Here is a 23754-nt window from a genome sequence, read left to right as displayed (position 1 = left end):
CGACGTGACCCACGCGACCGCCCGCTACGGCGCCGCCGATGTCCGCTACATCGTCGACTTCGATCCCTACGCCTCGCCGGCACGCCTGCACCTGGCGCTCGCCATCGCCGACACCGAATGGGAACCGCGCGACCGCGACCGGCTGACGGTGCTCGACATCGGCTGCGGGCGGGGCACCACCGCGCTGCTGCTCGCCGCGGCCAATCCGGGCTGGGACGTCATCGGGCTGGATCTGCAGCCGGCGCATGTCACCGAGGCGCGGGAGATCGCGGCCGAGGCGGGCCTGTCGAACCTGCGCGTCATCGAAGCGGACCTTGCGGAGTTCGACGAGGCGCGCGCCGCCCGCCTGCTGCCCGAGGTCGACATCGTGATCTGCCGCGGCGTCTGGACCTGGGTGCCGGACGTGGTGCGGCAGGGGATCGTCGCCCTGCTCAAGTCCCGTGTCCGCCCTGGCGGCCTGGTGCTGATGGGCTACAACGCGCTGCCGGGCTTCTCGGTCGCGATCGTGCTGCAGCGCCTGTTGCACGAAGCGGTGCGGGGCGTGCCGGGTACCGAGGCGGAGCGCGGTCGCCACGCGCTTGCGGTGCTGCAGCAGTTGCGCGAGCTCGGCTCGCCGTATCTGCCGCCACCCAAGGTGCTCGACGGCATCATCGGCCTGGGCAACGTCTCGCCGGCCTACATGGCGCATGAATGGTTCACCGGATTCTGGCGACCGGTCTTCCATGCTGACCTGGCGAAGGACCTGGCGGCCGCGCGTCTCGAATTCGGGGGACCGGCGCGGGCCTCGACCGGCATGGCCGAGTTGCAGCTGCGCCCGCAGCAGCAGGAGATGCGCAACAGCCTGCCGGAGTGGATGCATCCGGAGACGACCTACGACCTGTTCCTCAACCGCCGCTTCCGCACCGACATCTTCGTGCGCGGACGCCGGCCGGGCGGGCGACGGCGACTGGGCGAGATCCGCTTCGCCATGGCGGGCAACCCCGATCATGCGACGATGCGCCTGCCCACCCAGGCCGGCCAGGCGGGCCTGCCGGAACCGCAGCAGCGCGCGCTGCTCGAAGCGCTGGCGCAGGGTCCGCGGACGCTGGCCGAACTCGGCGCGCTGCCGGGCATGACAGACCTGACGCTGCCCGACATCGCGGTGATGCTGGCCGACACCAGCACCGCCCTGCCGCTGTGGCGCGACCCGTCGGACGATCCGGCGATCGCCGCGCGCGCGGCGCGCTGCAACGCGGCGCTCGCGCGGCACTTCGCGGTCGAAGCCGCGGCGGCCAATTCGCCGCTCGGCGCGGTCTGCCACGCCTTCGGCAGCGCCTTCCCGCTGTCGGGCACGAACCTCGCGATCGTCGTCGCGCTGCAATCGGGCGTGCCGGCGGATGCCGATCTCCTCGCTCGCGACCTCGCGCCCGATCCGGACGACGCGCCGGCCGTGGCCGCGCTGCGGGAGGAGGTCAACGGCACCCTGGCGCTGTACCTCGGCGCCTGGCGGGCCCTCGGCGTCGTATGACCGGCGGCCCCTCCGGAGCGCCACGAACGCACCGGCGGGACCGCGCATGACCGACGCCCGCGACCGCTACGGCGCGGCGCATCTGCGCTACATCGCGGCCTATCAGGAATCGGCATCGCCGGCGCGGCTGCACCTGGCGCTCGCGCTGGCCGATACGGCCTGGAATCCGCCGGACCGCGACCGTCTGACGGTGCTCGACATCGGGTGCGGACGCGGTCTCACGGCCTGCCTGCTGGCCGCGGCGAATCCGGGCTGGGACGTGATCGGCCTCGACCTTCAGCCGGTCCATGTCGCCGAGGCGGAGGAGGTCGCCGCGGAAGCGGGCCTCGCCAACGCGCGCTTCATCGAGGCCGACCTTGCCGAGCTCGACGCCGCGGCCTGGGAGCGCCTGCTGCCGCCGGTCGACGTCGTGATCTGCCACGGCGTCTGGACCTGGGTGCCGGACGCGGTACGCGAGGGCATCGTGCGGCTGCTGCGCGCGCGGCTGGCACCGGGCGGGCTTCTGCTGGTCGGCTACAACGCCCTGCCGGGCTATGCCGACTGCATCGCTCTGCAGCGCCTGCTGTTCGAGGCGTCCCGTCGGGCCTCGGGCGGGGAGGCGGGCCAGGCCGCCGCAGGCCTCGCAATGCTCGAACATCTGCGCGACATGGGATGCCCATACCTGCCGCGGCGCGGCGTGCTGGAACAGATCATCGCGACTGCGCGCGAGGCGCCAGCCTACATGGCGCATGAATGGTTCACGCCCTTCTGGCGTCCGGTGTTCCATGCCGACCTGGCGCGCGACCTCGCCGCCGCCGGGCTCGAATATGGGGGCACTGCGCGACCGGGCGTGAGCGCGCCCGCCCTGCAACTGCGCGCGGACCAGCGCGCGATCCTCGACGGGCTCGTCCCGTCGATGACGCAGGAGACGGCGGCGGATGTCCTCCTCGAACGACGCTTCCGCAGCGACATCTTCGTGCGCGGGCGGCGGACCGGCGGCCTGACCGCGCTGCCGGGGATCGTCTTCGCGGGCATCGAGCTGCCCCCCACCCCGCGGATCGAGGTGACGACGCAGCGGGGACCCCTTGCGCTGGAAGGGCCGCCGGCGGAGGCGATCCTGGCTGCGCTCGCGGCTGGACCGGTCCGGCTGGGCGACCTCGCGGCGCGCAGCGGGCTGTCCGCGGCCGACATCGCGGTGATGCTGCTCGACAGCCGCATCGCGGTGCCGCTGTGGCGCGACGCGCCGCTGCATGCCGCGGGCCATGCGCGGGCGGCGCGCTGCAATGCCGTGATGTTGCGCCGCTTCGGGGGCGAGTCCCTGGCCGGCCCCCGGCCGCTCGGTGCCGTTGCGCCGTCGCTGGGGGGCGCGATCGGCGTGCCGGTTTCGACGCTGTCGCTTCTCGTCGCGCTGCAGTCCGGCGTGCCGGCCGAAGCGGATCGCCTCGCCGCCCATCTGGGCCGATCCGTGGCGGAGATTGACTCACTGCTGACGCGCCATGCCGGGGCCTGGCGTGATATCTTTCGACTGTGAACCGCTTCGGATGCGCACCCCACGCACCCGTGATACGCATAACGTCATCGAAGGAGGGATCATCATGACCCGCTCGCTGCTTCTCGCCGGTGCCGCCGCGCTGGCGCTGTTCTCCGGGGCGCCCGGCGCCCTGGCGCAGTCCGATCCCGCGGCGCTGCAGCTGATCGAGCGCCTGCGTCCGCAGGCCGGCGGCCAGACCCGCGGCATCCGAGTCCCTGGCGCTTCCGAAGGCACGACGCAGCCCACCACGCCGAGCCAGCCGCCCGCGGCCGTCGCCGGCCCCGGCGCGCCGACGGTGTCCCCCGGCGCCACCAGCAGCTCGCGTCCGACCCAGGCGGTGGTCCGCCCGCCGGTGCGCGAGACGACGTCCGACGCGCCGTCGGCCTCGATCACGGTCATGTTCGCCACGGGCTCCGCGGTGCTCACGCCGGAAGCGGAACGCGCCCTCGCGCCGCTCGGCCGCGCGCTGAGTTCGCAGGACCTCTCCGCCTTCCGCTTCCGGATCGAGGGCCACACCGACACGGTCGGCGACGCCGGGTCGAACCAAGCGCTCTCCGAACGCCGCGCGGCGGCGGTGCGCGAGTACCTGATCAACAAGTTCGGGGTGAACCCCGGTCGTCTCGAGGCCGTCGGCCTTGGCGAGACGCAGTTGCTGGTCCCGACGCCCGACGGGACGTCCAACGCGCGCAACCGGCGCGTCCAGGTCGTCAACATCGGCAGCTGACGGCGGGCGCATGACCGACCCGGACGCGACGGTCGTCCTGCCGCGACCCCAGGCGGTCGCATCCTCGGCCGGTGCCTCCGTGGCCCGGCCGGGATCCCATGGCCGGACCTTGACCCTGGTCGCGGCCGGAGCGGTCGTGGCAGCCGGCGTCGCCGGGGCAGGGGCCTGGTACTGGCTCCGGTCCGGGGCGCCGGAAACGCCGGCCAAGCCGGAAGGGCCCGCGGTCGTCCAGCCGCCACCGCCCACGCCGGCCGAGACGACACCGCGTCTGGCCGCGGCCGATGCGATCTTCGGTCACCGCGCCACGGCGCCGACCCTGTTCCGCCTCGCGGAAAATCCTCGGGTCTTCGTCTTCGACTTTCCCGATCTCGACGCCCAGGCAGCGACCTTCAACCGCGTTGCCGCGCTGGTGGAGAAGGTGGGTCAGCCTCGCGACCGGCTGCTCGACGATGCCGCGCTGGCCGCGGCCATCGCGCGCAGCGGCGATACCGCGGCGACCTACTACTACGGGCACAATTACCGCGGTCGCGACCTCGAGCGCTTCTTCATGCTGGCGGACCGCGACTCGATCGCGCTCAACCCCTCCGAGCAACGCCTGCGGCAGGAGGTGCAGCGGCTGCGCGGCCTCGTCCCCGCGCCCGGCGACTTCGCCATCATCTCCGTGCCGGGTCTGGAATCCCGCGTCGATCCGACGATGCGCCGCGCGATCCTCAACCACGAGATCGGCCACGGGCACTTCTTCACCAATACCGAATTCGCCGAACACGTCGCCAAGGTCTGGCGCGAGGTCTTCACCGAGCAGGAGCGCGCGGCGTTCCGCGCCTTCCTCGAGCGGGAAGGCTACGACCCCGCGCTGGAAGAGGTGATGATGAACGAGGCGATGGCCTATCTGCTCTTCACGCCGGATGCGCGCTTCTTCACGCCGATGCATGCCGGGCTGACCGAGGCGCGGGCGGAGCAACTGCGGACCGCGCTGCGCGCGCGCGCGCCGCTCTGACCCGAAGGCGTCGACGCATGGGCGGCGGGAGTCCGGCCGGAACCGCAACCGACCCCGGACCGCCCCAGCGCGGGACCCATGCGGCATGAGGGAGTTCGTGCAGCGCGTCCGCGAGATGGCGACCAAGGCCGGCGGCGCGTACATCCCCTTCTCCCAGTGCCTCGAGCCGACGGCCACGCTGATCCGCGCCCTGCCGGCGACCGCGGGCGGCATCTGCCAGGCGTTGTGCGCGAAGTGGATCGCCGAGCACGCGAACGACCGTTCCGTGTGGAATTGGCTCTGCACGCCGGGAACGATGAACGTTCGCCCGGCGATGATCGCCAACCTGATGATCAACTTCGCCGAAAGCGTCGCGGCCCCTGGCAGCGCGGCCTTCAATCCGACGGTCCGGCCCGGCGCGGGGCAGGGCGACATGCTGTTCCAGGACGTCGTGACGGAGAAGTACCTCGCCCTCTACGGCGTGGTCCGCCGTCGCATGGCGCGGGCCGGGATGACGCGCCCGCACGCGTATCGCAGCGGCCAGGCGATGGGGATGCGCATTGCCCGCGACCTCGATCCCGACCAGTGGAACGGGCAGAACTTCTATGTGCTGGTCTCGATCCTGGGGCCGGCCGGCGGCCATGCGCTCTGCACCTATGTCGGCAGCCGCGACGTCTGCTTCTTCGACCCCAATTTCGGCGAGTTCTACTTCGACACCCGCGCGAAATTCAAAGCCTTCATGAAGGATTTCTGGCGGATCTCGGGCTACCGGGACGAGTTCAACGCCTACTACCTGCTCGATTTCGGCAAGGCGCGGAACTGAGCGCTCGCCGGTTCGGAGCGGACGGCGCGTCGGGCCGTCAGCGCGGCACGCGCGCCAGCAAGGCCAGCATCGCCAGCCAGTGACGCTCCGCGGCGACGGGGTCGAACCCCGTCGAATCCGGTTGCGCGAAGCCGTGGTGCACGCCCGGATAGTGCTCGATCCGATGCTCCAGGCCGCTGGCCGCCAGTGCCGCGGCGACCTGCCCCGGTACGCCAGCGGGAATGAACGGATCCCGCTCGGCGAAACACAGATAGGCCGTCCCGCGCCGCATGCGCGGGATCCACAGATGCGGGCTCTCCGGCGCATCGGTGACCATGCGCGTGCCGTAGAAGGACGCCGCAGCGGCGACGCGGTCGGGTTGTTCGGCGAGCGCCTGCAGGGCGAAGCGACCGCTCATGCAGTAGCCGACCGCGGCGCCGGGCCGCGCCGGCGTGACGCCGAGCGCATCGAGCATCGCCGGCAGGTCGGTGCGGAACTGGGCATGACCGTAGCCGCGCGCGAGGTTGAAGATCCGCTCGCGCTCCGGATGGCCCTCCTGGTTGAAGGCGGCGCGGTCGAAGCCGATGTCGCGGGCGTGTCGCCAGTAGAGGTTCGGCAGCAGCGCGCGGTAGCCGGCGGCCGCGAGACGAGCCGCCATGCCCCGCAGCGCCGGCCGCGCGCCCGGTGCATCCATCAGCATCAGCACCGCGGGCGCCGCTTCGGGCGCCGCGGCGGGGGCATAGAGATCGGCGTTGATCGTCCCGCCGGGGGCGGCGATGTCGATCGCGGTGGCGGTCACGGCCATGGCGCGCCGCTCAGCGCCGCGCCACGGTCTCGACGACGATCGGGCGGACCACGACCCGCGTACCGCTCGCCCGCGCGTTGCGCAGCGCGGCGGCGAGGGCGGACATGTAGGCTTCCTGCGATTCCACCAGCGGGCGCGAATTGCCGAAGAGCGGCCGGTCCGAGGCGATCACCACCGCGAGGTCCGTGCCGAAGGGCTCGTCGACCTCCCAGCCGGTGAAGCTGCCTGTCGGTTCGCCGAGGCGGACCCGGGCGCTTCCCTGGTACAGCGTCGACGGCACCAGGTTCGCGACCTCGCCCGACTTCATGAAGTAGGCGAGGTAGAGATGCGCCGGCCAGTCGGGCATCTGCACGTCGAACTGCAGCAACTCGCCCTTCTGCAGCGGCATCCGCCCCACGACCTGCACCGACGGTGCGGCGCCCGCCGGGCCCAGCACCGGGCGGAACAGATCGAGCGCCGCGCAATAGGGTCCATCGAAGGAGGTCAGGGCGAGCTGGGCGGCATCGTCCGGAACCCCGCGGGCTGAGAGGTTCTGGCGGATGGACGCCTCGTCGCCCCGGCGCACGACGCCGGCGAGCGACATGGTGCGATCGGTGGCCGACCAGGCGATGAGCGAACAGGGGGTCTGGGTCGCCAGTGTCTGGGCGGCCGCGCGGAGGTCGAGCCGCGCCGCGGCGACCTGCTGCTGCTGTTGCTGCTGCTGGCGCGCAGCCTGTTCGCGGGCCGCCTGGTCGCGCGCGGCCTGTTCCCGCGCGGCCTGGTCGCGGGCCGCCTGCTCCCGTGCGGCCTGCTCCCGCGCCACCTGCTCGCGGGCCGCGGCATCCCGCGCCGCCTGCTCCGCGGCGGCGCGTTCACGGGCGGCCTGGTCGCGCGCGGCGGCGTTGCGGGCGGCCTGTTCGCGGGCTGCGGCCTCCCGCGCCGCCTGCTCGGCGGCGGCCTGGTCGCGCGCCGCCTGGGCCTGTCGGGCCTGGGCATCGGCGGCCGCCTGGTCGCGGGCCGCTGCCTCGCGGGCGGCCTGGTCACGGGCTGCCTGTTCGCGGGCGGCGATATCACGGGCCTGGGCTTCGCGGGCCGCCTGCTCGCGCGCGGCGGCTTCGCGGGTGGCGGCCTCCCGTTGCGCCTGTTCGGCGGTCGCCTGGGCGCGGGCCTGCGCATCGCGCGCGGCCGCTTCCTGCTCGAGGCGCTGGCGTTCGAGCGCGGCGGGGTCGGGGCCGGCACCCGGGCCGGCCAGGAAGAACCAGGCTGCGCCGGCGGCGGCCACCAAGGCGCCGGCACCGCCGGCGATCAGCGCCACGGGCGGGCCCTTCTTCTCGCCGGTCGCGGCGGGCGCGGGCGTGGCGGGGCGAGCCTGCGTGCTGGCCGCCGCGGCCGCGCCGGCCACGGGCCGCGCGGTGACCACCGTCGCGTCCTCGTTCAGGCCGGGCAGGCCCGGCAGCCCGCCGGCCATCGCCGGTTCGGGCGCGTTGCCGCTGGCCGCGGCGCGGATCGCATCGGCGAATTCCGCGGCGGATCGAAAACGGTCGTCGGGCCGCTTCGCGAGCGCGCGCGAGATCACCCCGTCGAAGGCCCGCGGCGTGGTGACGGACAGGGTGGAGGGCGGCGGCGGCTCGGTGTGCAGGGCCTTGTGCATGACCGCCGAGAAACCGCCCTCGAATGGCTTCTCCCCGGTCAGCAGCTGGTAGAGCATGACGCCCGAGGCCCAGATGTCGGCGCGCAGGTCGACCGGTTCGCCGCGGAACTGCTCGGGCGCCATGTAGGAGGGGGTGCCGATCAGCGTGCCCACCTGCGTCATCGAGGAGTTCTCGAGCCGCGCGATGCCGAAATCGGCGATCTTCACCTGGCCGTCCGGCGTCAGCATGATGTTGCCGGGCTTGATGTCCCGGTGCACGACGCCGCGCTGGTGGGAATAGTGCAGGCCGGCGCAGACCTCGCCCATGATCCGGACGATCTCGGGGACGGTGAAGCGCTCGTTCTTGTCGAGCCGGCCCTTGAGGCTGCCGCCCTCGACCAGCTCCATCACGATCCAGGCCTGGGTCGCGTTCTCGCCGTAGTCGTAGACGCCGACGATGTTCGGATGGGAGAGGCGGCCGGCGGCCTGGGCCTCGCGCCGGAAGCGGGCATGCGCCTCGACGGCTTCGGGGTCGCTTTCGTTCGGGCGGTTGACGACCTTGATGGCGACGCGGCGCTCGATGATGCGGTCCACCGCGTCGTAGACCGTGCCCATCGCGCCCGCGCCGAGCGTCCCGCGGACTTCGTACTTCTGGTTCAGCTCGGCTGGCAGCATGGGTCCTCGGGCTCTCCGGCGTCCCGCATCCGGTTCGGGGCGATGCTACAGCCTCGCCGCCGCGATGTCGTTACCACGGCGGAGAACATTTGCACGCATTGCGATTCCGCTCACCGCACGCGCCGGCAGGTCGCTGCTACAGGCGGGCCGGCCCGTTGGACGGCGCCTGGGCGCTGCCGCCCGGCGTCCCGGCCCGCCGCCCGTCGCCGATCAGCACGAAAGGCGCCCAGTAGTACGGATGCGCAAAGGCGGCCGGGATGCTGCGGCCGGCTTCCTCGAGGATCAGCATCTGCGCCCCGCGCAGCGCGGCCGCCGAGGTCGCGCCCCCCTGCTGGCGGCGCAGCGTGTCGGCAACCGTCAGCGCGGCGGCGGCGTCGTCCACCGCCCAGTGCGTGACCATCAGCCCGCGCGCCCCGGCGTAGAAGAAGGCGCGGGCGAGGCCGGACAGCGCCTCGCCGCCCCCTTCGCCGCCCGGCCCGCCGGTGTTGCAGGCGGACAGGATCACGAGGTCCGCGTCCATCTTGATGTCGAGCACTTCGCTCGCCTTGAGGAAGGCGGGATCGGCCGAGGGCGCCCCACCCGGCGGGGAGGCGACGACCGAGGGCTCTGGCAGGCACGACAATTCGCCCGGCAGCAGCGCGTGGGTCGCGAGATGCACGACGCGATACTGGTCGAGCCGCTGGCGCCGCATGTTCGGGATGGTGAACTCGGCGCCGAGGACCGCCTTGTCGGGTGCTGCGCCCATCAGCTGGCGCGACGTCTGCACCTCCGCCCGCGTGCCGGGCAGGCGGCCGAGGCCGGTCGCCAGCCGCGCATCCCGCCCGCACCGATCCGCGGGGAAGGAGCGAGCATACTGCGCGGCCGAGGGCGGCACGAAGTCGCCGAAGCCGATATAGGGCAGCGGTGCGGTGGAACCGGTGCCGGCGGCGCGCAGCGTGACCAGCGTCTGCGGGCTCGGGACGTGGACGATCGCGAATTGCCGCACGAGCCAGGGCGCGCCGACCAGGTTCTCGGCCGGGGCCGGGCCGGCGAGCAGCATCCCGAAGGGCAGGGCGAGCAGCGGGCCGTCAGGCGCTACCACCAGCGTCTCGGTGCCCGCGAGCGAGGGGGCGAGCGGGCCGACCAGCAGGTTGTGGAGTTCCTGCGCCGCCGCGGTGTCGAAGCGCGGCACGCCGCCGGCGCCGATCTCGCTCGACCGCCGCACGCGGCTGACCAGGGCCGCGACGGCTTCCTCCCCGATCGGGATGCGGCGGGCGTCGACACGGCCATGGCGGACCGACATGACGAAGCCGTTGTTGGGACCCAGCAGCATGGTCAGCATGCCTTCCTGGGGCCCGAGGGCGCGGAAGACGCTGTCGGCATCGACGGCGGCGAGCAGCAGCTGGCGATAGCCCGGCGCCGCGGCGGCGACCTGGCTCTCGGCTTCCGACCGGCGCTGCTGGGCGGCGGCGATGCGCGCGTCGAGCGCGGCATTGTTGGCGCCCGAGGCGTCGCGCTCGGCGAACAGGTCGCGCAGTTCGCGGTCGGCGTCCTGCAGCCCGCGCACCGCGCCCTGCACCGCCGGATTGCCTTCCGACACGCCAAGGCGGGCGGAGGCCTGCTGCACGTAGCGGGCGGTGCTGGAACGCTGCGCGAGCTGGGCTGCGCCGAACATCTCGGCGCGCAGGGCCGGGGCGCTGCCGGGGCTGGCCGCCGCTTCCTGGTCGAGCGCATCGAGGTAGGGGACGACGAGCGCCACCGGCAGGCCGATCTGGCGTGCGCGCAGGATGCCCGCGCCGGTGCGGAAGGCTGCGAGCGCCTCGCTCCGCCGGCCGCCGCGCAGGCGCTGCTGGCCGGCGAGGAACAGGGTCACGGCCTCGGGGCGTTCGCCCGGCGCGGCGATGCTGAAACGTCCGGCGGCACGCTCGAGCAGCGTCGCCGCCGCGTCGGTGCGGCCGAGGCGGATGTCGGCGCCGGCCTCCGTTCGCAGCGCGCGCCCGACCATCATGTTCGGCTCGAGCCCGGCGCGGCGCAGCACCGCGCGGCCCTCGGCGACCACCTCGGCGGCTTCCTGCGCGCGGCCCGCGCGGGACAGCGCCACGGCGCGGTTGCGCTTCGCTTCCGCGAGGCCAAGGATCGCCGATTGCTGCACCGGGTCGGCCAGCAGGTCGGCGGTGTCGTTCTCCTGCGACTGCGTGGCGGCGGGCGCGAGGGCGGCGTAGCGGGTCTCGGCTTCCTGGAGGAAGGTCGCTGCCCGCGCCGGGTCGCCGGCATTGAGCGCGTGCAGGCCGCGATAGTGCAGCACGCGCGCCTGCATGGTCGGATCGGCGGCGCCCGGCGCGAGGGTGCCGGCACGGTCGAGCAGCACCTGCGCCTCGGACAGGCGCTTCTGGTTCGACAGGTTGACCGCGAGGGCGAGCATCGGCGCCGCGGTGTTCGGATTGTCGCGCCCGAGGACGCGTTCCTGGACCGACAGGGCGGCGCGGTAGGCGTCCTCGGCGGCGGCGAAGTTCTCGGTCTGGTTCAGGTCGCGGCCGAGGTTCATCAGCTGCTCGTAGCGGCTGACATCGGCGGCGCCGAAGGCGTCGGCCGACAGCCGCGCCACCGCGAGTTCCAGCGCGGCGGAGCGCGACCCGCCGCCTGCAGCCGCGCCGCCGCCGCCCGTGCGGCCGGTGGCAAGGCGCTCGATGACCGGCAGCGAGGTCGCGACCCCGTCGGCGACCACCGGGCCGGAGGGCCCGGCCGTGACGATGGCGACATGCGGCCAGCCGCCCGCGCGCCGCGTGCAGGCCAGCAGCCGGGCCGACCCGCCGCCCGTCACCGTGGTACGCGTCGGCGGTCCGCAGGCCACGCGCTGGTCGAGCCAGGAGCGCCACAAGCCGGAACTCGCCAGGGCGTCGAGATCGGATTCGCTCGCGGTGCCCGCGAGTTCGAGGACACGCGCCGCGGGCTGCGTCCAGCCGCCGCAGAACACCTCGCGCGCCCGGAGCACCTGGCGGTCGGCGGCGATGGTGCGGCCGGGCTGGGCCTGGCATGCCTCGTTGCGGGCGTCCGTCCCGACCGGCTCGCCGGCCGTCGCGTTCATGGTGCGGGTCACATAGGCGTCGGGCGGCGGCTCCGAGCAGGCCGAGAGTCCGATGAGGAGGCAGGCGGCGAGCGGGACGCGCACGGGCTCAGTAGTCCTCTTCTGCGACGTTCGGGATCTGCACGTCCGGGTCGGTGATGCGGCTGCCGAACAGGCGGATGTCCACCTGCTGCGGCGGGGCCTGCGGGATCGCCAGCACCTGCTGCGGGACGAAGCAGTTGATCGAGGAGATGACGCAGTCGTTGAAGGTGAAGCGCGCCAGCGCGTCGCCGGGCGCGGGGCGGGCGGAGTCCGTCAGCGCCGAGGCGTTGCCGCCCGAATACTGGTTGCCCTGGTAGTCGATCAGCGTGCCGCGGAGCGCCACCGTGCCGCCGGTGCCGAAGATGCCGACGCGGCCGGCCGTGTTGATGTCGCCGGTGGCGCTGCCCCCGTCGATGAGCAGGAAGATCGCGCTGCGGCCGGCATCGATGGTGAAGTCGAGCGTGCCGGCGGGGTTGCTGGTCGGCACGCCGAAGTCGCCGGGCGCGTCGCTGCCCGGCTCGCGCACCTGCGTCGGCTGCTGGGACGCGGGCAGGTTCGGGTTGTCCGGCTGGATGATGTCGAGCGGATCGACCGATGGCGTCGTGATCCGGGTGTCGAAGGCGACGCCCGGCAGGTCGGTGCCGAGCGGGCGGACGACGATGCGGCCCACCGTCTGGATGCTGGTCGGGCTCGCGAAGACGACCGCATCGCCGATGATGTAGAGCCCACGCTCGAGCGTCAGCGCGCCACCGCTGCGCAGGCCGAGCGTGACCGCTGTGAAGGTCGAATCCGTCACCGTCATCGACCCACCGGCGAGGATGCGGATCGCGTCCGATGCGGTCATCGTCGAGTTGACGATCGCGATGTTGTTCACCGCGGTGATGCGGATGATCTGCGGGTCGATGTTCGCCGAGGCGAAGTTGAACGACCCGCCGGACAGCGCGATCTCGTTCCCGCCGTCGAACTTGCCGCCGTTCACCGAGACGAGCCCACCGGCGCCGAGGCGGATGTCCCGCGTGGCGAAGAGCGAGGCGCCGGTGAAGGACGCGCCGCCGCCGACCGTCATCAGCATGTCCTGCCCGGCGGACAGGGAGGCCGAGGTCACGGTGAGCGTGCCGGCATTGACCGTGAGGTCCGTCCCGGCCGCGGCCGAGGTGCCCGGCTGCACCAGGACCGTGCCGGCCGCGTTCAGGCCCAGTGTCGTCGCGGCGGACAGCGCCGGGGCGCCGAGATTGAGGTCGCCGGCCGTCGCCGACATCGCCAGGCTGCCGCCCGACGCGACCTGCCCGCCATTCACCACCACCGCCGCACCGGAGACGGAGACCGCCCCGCCGGCGCCGGAGGTGATCGTCGTGCCCGACAAGGTCGCCGTGCCGCCGGGCGCCGCCAGCGCGAAGCCCCGGCCGCCGGCATGGCTGCCGCCCGAGAGCGTCGCGCCGGCCTGGCCGGTGATCGAGGTTGCCCCCGTCGCGTTCGTCACCGTGCCGGCGAGGGTCGCGGTGCCGGCCGCCGCCAGCGTGATGGCGCCACCCGAGGTGAGGGACCCGTTGGTGGTCGAGACCGCGCCACCGGTGGCCGTCATCGCGATCTCGGTGCCGGCGCGCAGCGTGGCGCCCGTCATGGTCGCGGCCGTGCCGGTCATCGCCAGTGTGCCGGCGGTCGCCGTGACGGTGGTGTTCAGCGTCTCGACCGGGCCGGCGGCCGAGGCGATCGTCACGTCCTGCGCGGCGACGTGCGTCCCGCCCGTGATCCGCGCCAGGGTCTGGCCTTGCAGGGAGATGCTGTCCCCGGCCGTAAGCACACCTGCGGAGACGATCGCAGACCCGGTCGTGCCGGTCAGCGAGATGGTGCCCGAGGCGCCGGCGGTGGTGGTGTCGATCGTCGCCGACGTGCCGGACAGCGTGACGTCCCCGCCATTCGCCGCCACGGTCGTGCCGAGGAGGCTCGCCGCGCCGCCGGAGGAGGTGAGCGAGACGCCGATGCCGGCGGTATGCGTCCCGCCGCTGATCTGCGCCTGGCTGACGCCCTGCAGCGTGATCGAACCGGCCACGTCGGTGGTGCCGTTGGTGATCGTCGCGGGTCCGGTCGTCGCCGTCATCGCCAGGTTGCCCCCGGCGGTGATGGTGCTGGCGGACACGGCGGCGCTGCCGCCGTTCATCGTAATGTTGCCCGAGGCCCCGGCGGTCGAGGTGTCGATGGTGGTCGTCAGGCCGCCCAGGGCGATGTTGCCGCCATTCGCCGTCGCGTTGGTGAAGTAGAGGGTGGCGTCGCCGCCGGTCGCCGCGATGGCGATGCCCGAGCCGGCGACATGCGTGCCGTAGTACAGCGCGGCGAACGACGTACCGTCGACCGAGATGTTCCCGCCGGCGGTCGTCGAGCCGTCATAGATGTAGGCCTGGTTCGCGCCGGTCAGCGTTACGTCGGTTCCCGCGCGCGTCGTGCTCAGCTCGATGATCGCATAGCCGCCGGACAGCGCGATCGCGCCGTTCGTCGCCGTGACGTCGGCCCCATTGTAGATGTAGGCGAAGTTGCCGGGGGCCGTCAGTCGGACGTCGCGGTCCGCCACCGCGACGCCACCCGAGATGATGGCGCCGCCAGGCCCCTGCACAAGGATGTCCCGTCCCGCGCCGAGGTCGGCGGCGTTGACCGACGCCTGGCCGGTCGTTCCGGTCAGCGCGATGTCGCTGCCGGCGCGGACAGTCCCGCCCGTGACGCTGGCGGAGGTGCCGGTAAGCGCCACCTGGCCGTTTGTCGCCGTCACATTGGCCGCGTTGGTCAGGTTCGCCGCACCGCCGGTGGCAGCCAGCAGCACGTTGCCCGTGGCGAGATGCGTACCGCCGCTGATCTGCGCCAGGGTGCCGGCATCCAGGCGAATGTTCCCGCCGGCCGTGAGGCCTCCATTGGTCACCGTCGCCTGGCCGGCATTGGCGGTCAGGACGATGTTGCTGCCCGCGCCCACGGTCGCGCCGGTCACGGCGGCATTGCCGGTCGAGGCGGTGAGGCCGACCACGCCGCCTGCGTCGATCTGCCCGCCGCTGATCGTCGCCGCGGTGCCCGAGACGGTGACGTCGCCGCCCGTCGAACCGACGGTCGCGGTCAGGATGTCGGCAAGCCCTGCCGTCGCGGTCACCTCGACGCCGGCCGAGGCGTTGTGCGTCCCGCCGCTGATCCGCGCGCTGGTCTGGCCGAGGACCTGCAGCGTCCCGCCGGTGACGGTGGTGCCGCCGCCCGACAGCAGCGTCGCGCCGTCGGAGGTCAAGGTGAAGCCGCCGGAGCCCGCGGAGAGCGTCGCATTGGTGACCGTGAGGCCACCCGCGCCGGCATCGAGCGTCGCCGTGTTGCCGCCGACCGTCCCGCCCGTGACCGAGATGAGCCCCGTCGTGGCGAGCGAGAGCACGCCCGTCGCGCCCTGGGCCGAGACATTGCTGCTGTCGAGCGTGATGTTGCCCGAGGCGAGGTTGGCGGTGATGGTCTCGGCCGTGACGTCGGCGCCGGCGGTGATGGCGAGCGAGGTGCCCGAAAGGGTGACGCTGCCGCCGGCGGCCGCACCGCCGGTCACGGTGCCGCCCGCAATGGCGAGCTGGCCGCCGGAGGCCGTCAGATCGACCGTCTGGGCCGAGGCCGTGCCGTTGATCGTCATCGCCGTCCCGGCGTTCAGCGTGAGGACGCTGGCCGGGCCGGTCGCCTCCGCCGTGCCGGTCCCGGCGACCGTCAGCGTGGTGCCGGCATTGAGGGTGAGCGAACCGACCGCCGAGGCGAGACCCGTCACCACCAGGCCGTTCTGCACGGTGAGCGTGGCGAACCCGCCGGCCGAAAGGGACCGCAGCTCGGTGACCAGGTTCGTCGCCGGGCCGAGGTCGGCGTTCGCGCCGGCGGCCACCTGCAGCGCGTTCGCGTTGATCTGCGTGCCGGAGGCCGCCTGGGTGATGCTGCCGGTCGCCGAGAGGGTCACGACGCCGGCGCCGGCGCCGGTCGCGATGATCTCGGTGACCGCGGCGCTGCTGCCAAGATTGGCGCCGACGACGGACGGCGCGGAGATCACGATATCCGCGGCCGGTTGGGTCCCCGGGGCGATGGTGCTGAGCGTGATGTTGCCCGTGCTCGAGGCGAGGTCCTGTGCGACGGTCAGCGTGCCGGTCGCGGTCGCCGCGATATCCCCGGTGGCCGAGACGGTGCCGTTGATGGACAGCGCGCCGACGCCGTTGCCGGCGTCCGGGCCGGCCGTCAGGGCGACGTCCCCGCCAGCGGTGATGGCGGCCGTCGAGGCGATGACGAGACCCGTGCGGCCGGTCAGCGCGACATCGCCTGCCGCGCCGGTCGCCTGGGCGGCGCCGTTGACGGTCAGCCGACCGTCGGAGGTGACGGCGAGGGCGCCGCCGGCGGCCGAGGCCGTGACGCCGGTCGGCAGCACCAGGTCCCGCGCGCTGCGCAGCGCCGCCCCGCCGCCGGCGCCGGTGAGGGCGGCGACGCTGTCGATCGCATTGGCCGCCGAGATCAGCGAGACGCTCCGCGCCGAGGCGCTGATGCTCGCGACGTTCAGCGCGCCGATGCCCGTCTGGGTGATGTCGCCGCCGCTGCCGCTCGCGGTCAGTTGCACCGCAAGGGCGCGCGCGCCGCCGATCGCGGAGGAGGCATCGACCGGCGCGTCGCGGAAGGAGACGTCGCCCTGGATCTGGATGGTGCCCGAGCCGGTGTCGCCGAAGCGCACCAGGGCCAGTGGGTTCGTGGTCTGGCCGATCCGCCCGATCTCGGCGGTCGACAGGCCCAGCGTGCCCGCGACCTCGGTGCCGAGGCTGATGCCGCGGCCCGCGGTGACGCCGGAGATGTCGACCGTGCCGTTCGGCACGGTGATGCTGCCGCCGGCGGTGATGTTGAGGTCGTCGGCGCGGATCGTGATGGTCGATCCGGAAGCCGTGGAGGCGACTGCGCCGCTCAGCGTCAGCAGCGGGCTGGCGGAGGCGAGGCTTATCGCCCCGCCCGCGCTGATGCCGGTCACCTCGCCGATCAGGTTGCCGGCGCTGCCGACGGTCACGAAGGACCCTGCGACGATGTTCAGGCGTTCGACCGTCAGCTGCGACGTCCCGGTCGCATAGGCGAACTGGTCGACGAAGCCGTTTGCGGCCGAAAGGTTCAGCGTGGTCCCGCCGGTCATCAGGCCGGCGAGCGCCGCGGTGTCGAGGATGTAGATCCCCTCGCCGGCATTCGTGGTCGTCACGTTGACGGTGCCGGCGCGGAGGTTGGCGAGTTCGCTCGCCTGGAGCGTCAGATAGCTACCGCCGATCTCGGTGATGCCGCCCAGCACGACGGGATTCGCGGCCGTCAGCGGCGCGATGTCGATCACGCCGGCCTGGCGGTTCGTCGCCCCTGGCCCGCGCGTATCGACAAGGGCGCCGAGCGTCATCTGGTTGGCGCGCAGCGTGACCGTCACGCCGGTCCGCGCCGGATCCCATCCGGCGAGCAGCGGCGAGTTCAGCGCCAGGGTGCCGTCGGTGGTCAGCGATACGTTGCCGCCGGCGACGATGCCGGCAGAGGCCGCCGCGCCGCCGGCATCCGCACCGGCGACGATCGTGCCGAAGGTGTTGCCCGTCGCGGTGAGGGTGATGTTGCCGCCCGGCGCGGAGGCCGAGAACTGCGACGCCTCGATGGTGCCCGCGGTCTGCACGATGCTCGGCCCGCCGGCCGTGCCCGAGGCCGGGTCGAAGTCGCTGCCCGTGCGCAGCAGGACACGGGTCGCCGTGAGTGTGCCGCCCAGGCCGCCCGAGCCGAGTGTGATCCCCGCGCCCTGCAGCTCGATCGAGGTGCCGGAGATGTTGGCGCCGACCGTCATCGCGCCGCCGCCGGTCGCGCTGATCGTCCCGCCCGAGATGTTGGCGCCGATGCCCACGGTGCCCGTGGCGGCCAGCGTGACCGCTCCGCCTGCGCCGCCCGTGAGGCTGGCGGTGCTCGCGAGGTCGCCGCCGCTCTGGACTGCGATGGAACCGCCGGACAGCGCGGCATTGACCGTGACGTCGGAATCGCCGCGCAGGGCGACCGTGCCGGCCGCGCCGCCGGTGATCGTGCCGGCCACCGTCAGGGCGCGGTCGGTGAACAGGCGGAAATCCGTTCCGGCGCTGCTCGTGAGCACCGTGCCCACGGAATTCGTCGTCGCGCCGTTCAGCAGCACGGAGCCGCCGGGGGCGACCGCCACCAGGCTGTCGGCCGAGAGCGAGCCGCCGGCCTGCTGGGCGATGCTGTCGAAGCGCGACAGGAAGGTCGCGGTGCCGCTGGTGCCGCCTGCCGCGCTGCCGACGAGGACGTCGCCCACGATGTTGAGCGCCTGCGCCGTGCGGAGCGTCAGGTTGCCGGCGACCGTGCTGGCGCCGAGGCCGCCCGACAGCACATTGCCGAACACGTTCGGGTTGGTCGGATCCGCTGCGCCATTGGCCAGGATGACCGAGCCGGCGGGCGCCGAGACGAAGAGGTTGTTCGCCGTGATCAGGGCTGCGGTGCTGCTGAATTCCGCACCGTCGCCGCCCTGCGTGATGCTGCCGGTCTGGGTGTGCAGCCGGACGTCGCCGCTGGTGGTGATGTCCGCGTTCAGGAACAGGCTGCCGTTGTTGCGGATCGTCACGTCCCCGGTGGCGTTGAGACCGGTCGTGAAGACGTTCTGCGTCAGGCTGCCGATGCGGTTGAGGTCCGCGGCGAGCGAGCTGTTCGCGGACCCGCCATCGAGGACGAGGCTGCCCCCCGCGACGCTGACTTCCAGCGCGTTGGTGGTGATCGGGGAACCGGCCGCCTGCGTGATGCTGCCCGTATCGGCCTGCAGCACGACGCGCGTCGGTGCCGAGATGCCGCCCGAACCCGCCGGGCCGATCTGGAAGCCGTCCGCGTCGCGGAAGTTGAAGGTCCCGCCGGCGGACCCCGCCAGCGACGCCACGTTGTGCACGACGCCGCCGAGGTTGACGTTGCCGGCGGCGTTGGCGATCAGCGTGCCCGCCGTGATGATGCCGTTGGCCTGCAGATAGGCCGGGTTCAGCACGAAGGAGAAGCTCGGCGTCAGGAAGACGTCGTAGGTGAGGATCGTCTCGTTGCGCGCATAGGTGCCGGACTGCACGATGTTCGCGCCGGCGGAGATGTTCACCGTGCGGCCCGGCGCCGACACGTTCGCGCCGACGACGACGTCGCCGCCGCGGATGTCGAAGGTCGTGAACTTGGCGTTGGGCGTCAGCGCGCCGATGACGAAGGTGCGCGCGGTCTGGCCCGGGGTGCCGATGCGCAGCGTCGCGTTCACCGTGCCGGCCGACAACGGCAGGTTGTTGATGTAGGTGCCGCTGATCCACTGCGTCAGCGCGCCCGTCACCGGTGTCGCAGAGATGACGTAGGATACGCCGGGGATCGGCACGATGTTGGTGTCGATCGTGGGGTCGCCGACCAGGATCTCGATGTTCGGGTTGTCGAAGCCGATCCCGAAGGTGCCGCCCGGGCCGAGGTCGATCTCGCCGCCACCGTTGATCAGGTTGTCCGTGATCAGCGTGACGCTGCCCACCTGGTTCGTGTCGAAGCGCACCAGCGGCGCGCCGGCGCCGATCGTGATGGAAGGCGCCTGCAGCGTGATGTCGTTGCTGACGATCCCGGTCGGGCCCGTCGTCAGCGTGTTGTCCGGGGTCAGGATGTTCGCGGTGGCGGCAACCGTCGTGAGGCCGACATTGCTGCGGACGTTGATCCCGACATCCGCCGCGAGCGCCGCGGCGGCGAGGTTGCTGATGGTGTTGCCCGTGCCGCTCAGGTCCACGTCGCCCGCGGCGAGGATCCGCAGCGTGGCGGCCGCGACGCTGCTGCCCGAACCCTGATTGATGGTGCCGCCCGGGCTCGTCGTCATGTCGAGCCGGCTGGTCAGGCCCGCGCTGCCGAGGCCACCGTTGACGGTGACGCCGCCGCCTGCGCCGATGCTGATGGCCTCGGCGATGATGCTGCTGAAGGCGCCGACGGTCAGCCGGCCGCGGGTGACGATGGCGACGGTGCTGCCGGCAACGTTGCTGAAAGCGCTGCCCTGGAACAGCAGGTCGCCCACGTTGAGCAGCCGGAAGTCGCCGATCGTGCTCGCCACGATGCTGCCGATGGTGTTCCACAGCGCCGGGTTGCCGGCATCACCCGAGCCCAGCCCGACCGTGGTGCCGATCCCGATGCCCGCGGTGAGGTTGACGCCGCCGTTGGCCGACAGGCTCAGGCTGTCGGCGACGATCCGGCCGCCGGTCGACTGGCTGATGGAACCGGCGACGCCCGAGGCGGTCATGCTGACCGTGCCGCCGCTGGTCGCGGCCGCGTCACGCGCGCGCACGAGCGCTGCCTGGACGACGTCGGTGCCGGTCAGGCCGATGCCGCCGGCGTTCGTGGTGGTCAGCGCGCCATTGACCGTCAGCGTGCCGCCCTGCGCGTACAACTGCAGGGACGTCGCCGCCGAGACCGCCCCCGACACCGTCAGCCCGCCCGTCGTCGTGAAGGAGAAGGGTCCACCGGCCGAGGAAGCGAGCAGCGTCGGGATGGCGTTGTCGGTCCGCGAGAGATCGACGCTGCCCGACGCGGTCACGGCGAGCGCACCGGTACCGGTCGTGAGGACCCGCGACGTCTGGCTGACAGCGCCCGTGGCACCGCCCGACCCGTTGGTGGTGAGGCGCAGGGTCGGCGTCACGCCGCCCGAAACGGCGATCGGCGCGCCGATCGCGATGCTGCCCGCGGTGATGTTCACGAGGCCGCCGCGCGATTCCACCGCGCCGGTGATCGAGAGCGCCCCGGACGTGGCGAGCGTGAAGGTGCCGCCGGCATAGACGCCGCGGTTGGCGTCGGTCAGCAGGGGGCCGTTGCCGCCCGGCGCCGTGATGCCGGTGGCGATGGCGCCGATGGCGTTGCCGGATCCGGTCAGGCTGATGTTGCCCGTGCTGCTCGCCAGCAGGCTGGCCGCCGTCAGCGTTCCCGTCGCGCCCTGCGTGATGCCCCCGGTGCCCGCCGAGAGGTTCACGCTGGTCACGGCGGAAACCGTGCCGGACCCGAGGTCGAGCACGCCGGCGGCCGCCGTGGCCGCGAGCACCAGGCCCGCGCCGCTGGATGCGCCGAGGATGCTGAAGGTGGGCGCGCTGGACGTGACGCTGAGCCCGCCGGTCGCACGCGCGTCGAGCGCGTCGATCACGTTGTTGCCGGACAGGGCGACCGAGCCGGCGCCGCTGTTGGCCGTCGCGCCGCGGATCGTCAGCGTCGGGACGTCGAGAACGCCGCCGGCGGTGCTGATGTTCCCCGTTCCGTTCAGCGCCAGCGTTCCGGCGATGGTCAGGTTGCTGCCGAAGGTGATGTCGCCGGCCGTGACCGCGGCCGCATTGACCGTGGTCTGGCCGAGCCGCAGCGTCGTGGTGTCGGCGCCCGCGATCGCCGTCTGGCTCCCGACGCCGAGGAAGAGGTTCGTCCCGTCGGTTCCGCCCCAGGCGATCGCCCGCCCGGCCGTCAGGGGCCCGATCTCGAGCAGCGCGAGATTGTTGCCCGTGCCGGTGCCATCGAAGGTCGCACCCGTCAGGTCCATCCGGTCCGCGCGGAGCCGCACGGTCCCTTCGTCGACCGCCGTGACCGCGCCGCCGATCGTCAGCGTTGCGGCGGATCCGGCGCCAACGCCGGGCTCGGTCGCCACCAGGGTCACGTCGCCCGTCGTCGCAACCGCGCCATTCGGCAGCGCAAGCCGCGGCGCGGTGAGGCTCACGGACCCGCCTTCGGCCAGGGTGACCGACAGCGTCGGGTTGGCCGGCGGGACGTTGCCCGGTCCCGCGGCGAAGCCCGCCGAAGCCACGGCCAGCGCGCCGGTCGTCCGTGCGTCCAGCACCGCGATCTGGTTCGCCGCCTGGTCGAGCGTGGCGCTGCCGGCTGCCGACGCATTGCCGTTGGTGCGGTTGCGGATGCGCAGGGCGCCGGTCGCGTCGCGCGCGGTGATGATGGTCCCGGTGGCGTTCTGGGTGATCGCGCCATCGGCGTTCAGCGTGATGCCGGCGGTCGAGGTGAGGGAGGCATTCACCGCGATCGTGCCGGTGCCGGCGGTGGCGGCATTGTTGTTCTGCCGGTTGGACACCAGCGTGATGCCGCCGCCGCTCGACGCGCCCGCGATCTCGATGGCGCCGGCGGTGCCGCCGCTCTGCCCGTTCGCGAAGTCGCCCGACTGCACCGAGACGGTGCCGGGCGCGGAGAAGGTGAGGGACAGGCTGCCGTTGCCGGCCTGGGCCAGGGAGATGTTGCCCGCCGTGGTGGTCGCGCTGAGCGGCAGCGCCGTGCCGGCGCCGGAGATCGAGGCGATCGTGCCCGCGGTCTGCGTGATGCCGGTGCCCGCGGTCATCGTCATGGACGCCGCGCGCAGATCGGCGCCGATGCTGATGGAGCCCGTGGTGGCAGCGAGGCTGAGCGTGTCGCTCACGCTGACATTGGCGCTGATGGTGATGCTGTTGCCCGCGGTCAGGCCCAGCCCGCCATTGGTCTTGTTGATGGCCGAGGAGACGACGATGTCGTTGCCCGCATCCAGCGTGACGGTGCCGTTGAAGCCCTCGATCGCGCCGGGCTCGACGCGCAGCCACTGGTTGTTGTTGCCGGTCGTCGCCGTGAAGTTCGCGGCGGGGTCGGTCGCGGTGTCCGTCACCGAGCTGCCGCCGCCCGGCGGATTCACGTTGGAATTGCTGCTGACGATGATGTTCTGCGGGTCGAGCAGCAATTCGCCCGGCGTGCCCGACGGCGCCGCGAGGTCGATGAAGCCCGAGATCAGCAGCGACTGTTGGCCCGAGATCTCGACGAAGCCGCCATTGCCGCCCGTGACACCGCCGCGTGCGGACACCGTGCCGCGCATCTCGGTGCTGGTGGTGCTGTTGACGACGATCTCGCCGCCATTGCCGTTCTGCGTGGCGTCCGCGCGGATCACCGCGCCGCGCTCGACGGTCGTGCGCGCGGCCATCGTCTGGTTGCGGCCGCGCCCGGTGGTGCCGACGAGCACCTGGCCGCCGCCCGCCCCGCCCGAGGCATCGATCCGCGCCGTGCCGGCGACCGTCACGCCGTCCGTCGCCTGCACCGCGACGCGCCCGCCGCGCTGGCCTGCACCGCCACTCGCGTCGATGGTGCCGTCCACGCGCACGGACCCGCCCTGGGCGCGCAGCGCCACCTGGCCGGTCTGGTCGCCCACCGTCTGGACGTTGATCACACCGGTCTGGCGGACCAGATCCTCGACGAGGCCCGAGGCCGCATGCGCCGTCAGCAGCACCGAGCCGCCCGGCGCCTCGATCACGCCGGTGTTCGTCACCAGCGCCTGGCCGCCGTCGGGGGCGGTGCGCACCGCCTGGGTGACGTCGATGTTGATCAGGCCGTCGCCGGCGAGATCGAGAACGAAGGTTTCCGCCGCGCCCAGGGCCACGCGCCCGAGGCGCGCGCGGATGACGCCCGAATTCGACACGCCCGGCGCGACCAGCGCGGCGAGGCCGCGGTCGGCGACGGTGATGCTGCCGTGGTTCTCGACCCGCGCGCCGGGCCGCGGCGCCTGGTCGAAGACCATGCGCCCGGCCATGAAGTTCTCATTGGTGATGCCGGCGGCCGAGGCGATCAGCGAGGCGACGTTGACCTGCGCGCCCTGGGCGAAGACGACGCCCGACTGGTTGACGATGGCGACGCCGCCATTGGCCTGCACGCGGCCCGCGATGACCGACGGGTCGGGCGTCATCACGCGGTTCAGCGTCCAGGACCCGGCATTCGGCTGGACGAACTGGACCGTGTGCTGGCTGCCGACGTTGAACTGCTGCCAGTCGATGGCGGCGCGGTTGGTGCCTTGCGTGATCGTCGTGCTGCCGGCGCCGCGCGTGATCGCCGCCTGGCCGGCGGTGACCTGTCCGCCGGTCGGGCCGGTGGTTGCGGATGGCGGCGTCTGCGCTGCGACCGGCCCCGCCGCGATCGGCAGCAGCGCCGTGGTCGCGAGCAGCCAGCCGCGATGCGGCGTGCGTCGTTGGGGCGCGCGCGGCGGGGCCGGAATGGGCTTCGAAACGGCTGCCGGACGGCCCGTCTTCGCAACGCGTGCCAT

Annotated in this window: 9 protein-coding genes; 5 read left to right on the top strand and 4 right to left on the bottom strand. The window is 73.0% G+C overall.

What is annotated here, in order from left to right:
• Positions 1–4: 4 nt before the first annotated feature.
• From GWK16_RS01690 to GWK16_RS01670, 5 genes are all read left to right on the top strand, one after another.
• Positions 5–1507, top strand: coding sequence for a methyltransferase regulatory domain-containing protein (locus GWK16_RS01690; RefSeq protein ID WP_170052237.1), 1503 nt, complete (start codon positions 5–7; stop codon positions 1505–1507).
• A gap of 46 nt (positions 1508–1553) precedes the next feature.
• Complete coding sequence (locus tag GWK16_RS01685) at positions 1554–3017, top strand: class I SAM-dependent methyltransferase (protein WP_170052236.1); 1464 nt, start codon at positions 1554–1556, stop codon at positions 3015–3017.
• A gap of 64 nt (positions 3018–3081) precedes the next feature.
• The gene (locus tag GWK16_RS01680) at positions 3082–3741 is read left to right on the top strand and encodes an OmpA family protein (RefSeq protein WP_170052235.1); all 660 of its coding nucleotides are present in this window, start codon (positions 3082–3084) and stop codon (positions 3739–3741) included.
• A gap of 10 nt (positions 3742–3751) precedes the next feature.
• Positions 3752–4738, top strand: a complete 987-nt coding sequence (locus tag GWK16_RS01675) for a hypothetical protein (protein ID WP_170052234.1) — start codon at positions 3752–3754, stop codon at positions 4736–4738.
• 85 nt (positions 4739–4823) lie between these two features.
• Positions 4824–5540 (top strand): YopT-type cysteine protease domain-containing protein, encoded by a 717-nt coding sequence (locus GWK16_RS01670; RefSeq protein WP_170052233.1) that lies wholly within the window; start codon positions 4824–4826, stop codon positions 5538–5540.
• Positions 5541–5577: 37 nt separating this feature from the next.
• Here GWK16_RS01670 and GWK16_RS01665 read toward each other — a convergent pair whose 3' ends face one another.
• The 4 genes from GWK16_RS01665 to GWK16_RS01650 all read right to left on the bottom strand — a co-directional run bounded on the left by GWK16_RS01665 (position 5578) and on the right by GWK16_RS01650 (position 23754).
• Entirely contained in the window at positions 5578–6324 is a 747-nt protein-coding gene (locus GWK16_RS01665) for a dienelactone hydrolase family protein (RefSeq protein WP_170052232.1), read from the bottom strand.
• 10 nt (positions 6325–6334) lie between these two features.
• On the bottom strand, positions 6335–8608 hold the full coding sequence (locus GWK16_RS01660) for a serine/threonine-protein kinase (protein WP_170052231.1): 2274 nt from the start codon (positions 8606–8608) through the stop codon (positions 6335–6337).
• A 136-nt stretch (positions 8609–8744) separates the two neighbouring features.
• Positions 8745–11756 (bottom strand): CHAT domain-containing protein, encoded by a 3012-nt coding sequence (locus tag GWK16_RS01655; RefSeq protein ID WP_170052230.1) that lies wholly within the window; start codon positions 11754–11756, stop codon positions 8745–8747.
• 4 nt (positions 11757–11760) lie between these two features.
• Complete coding sequence (locus tag GWK16_RS01650; protein ID WP_170052229.1) at positions 11761–23754, bottom strand: two-partner secretion domain-containing protein; 11994 nt, start codon at positions 23752–23754, stop codon at positions 11761–11763.

Source organism: Neoroseomonas marina, assembly GCF_012927745.1.
Classification (GTDB): Bacteria; Pseudomonadota; Alphaproteobacteria; order Acetobacterales; family Acetobacteraceae; genus Neoroseomonas; species Neoroseomonas marina.
Note: the sequence above shows the minus strand (reverse complement) of the source record. Positions and strands in the feature narration are given on the sequence as shown.

Bases quoted from the DNA above. Each gene is read 5' to 3' on its own strand.
- GWK16_RS01665 (WP_170052232.1), bottom strand. From the start codon at position 6,324: ATGGCCGTGACCGCCACCGCGATCGACATCGCCGCCCCCGGCGGGACG.
- GWK16_RS01670 (WP_170052233.1), top strand. From the start codon at position 4,824: ATGAGGGAGTTCGTGCAGCGCGTCCGCGAGATGGCGACCAAGGCCGGC.
- GWK16_RS01685 (WP_170052236.1), top strand. From the start codon at position 1,554: ATGACCGACGCCCGCGACCGCTACGGCGCGGCGCATCTGCGCTACATC.
- GWK16_RS01650 (WP_170052229.1), bottom strand. From the start codon at position 23,754: ATGGCACGCGTTGCGAAGACGGGCCGTCCGGCAGCCGTTTCGAAGCCC.
- GWK16_RS01660 (WP_170052231.1), bottom strand. From the start codon at position 8,608: ATGCTGCCAGCCGAGCTGAACCAGAAGTACGAAGTCCGCGGGACGCTC.
- GWK16_RS01675 (WP_170052234.1), top strand. From the start codon at position 3,752: ATGACCGACCCGGACGCGACGGTCGTCCTGCCGCGACCCCAGGCGGTC.
- GWK16_RS01680 (WP_170052235.1), top strand. From the start codon at position 3,082: ATGACCCGCTCGCTGCTTCTCGCCGGTGCCGCCGCGCTGGCGCTGTTC.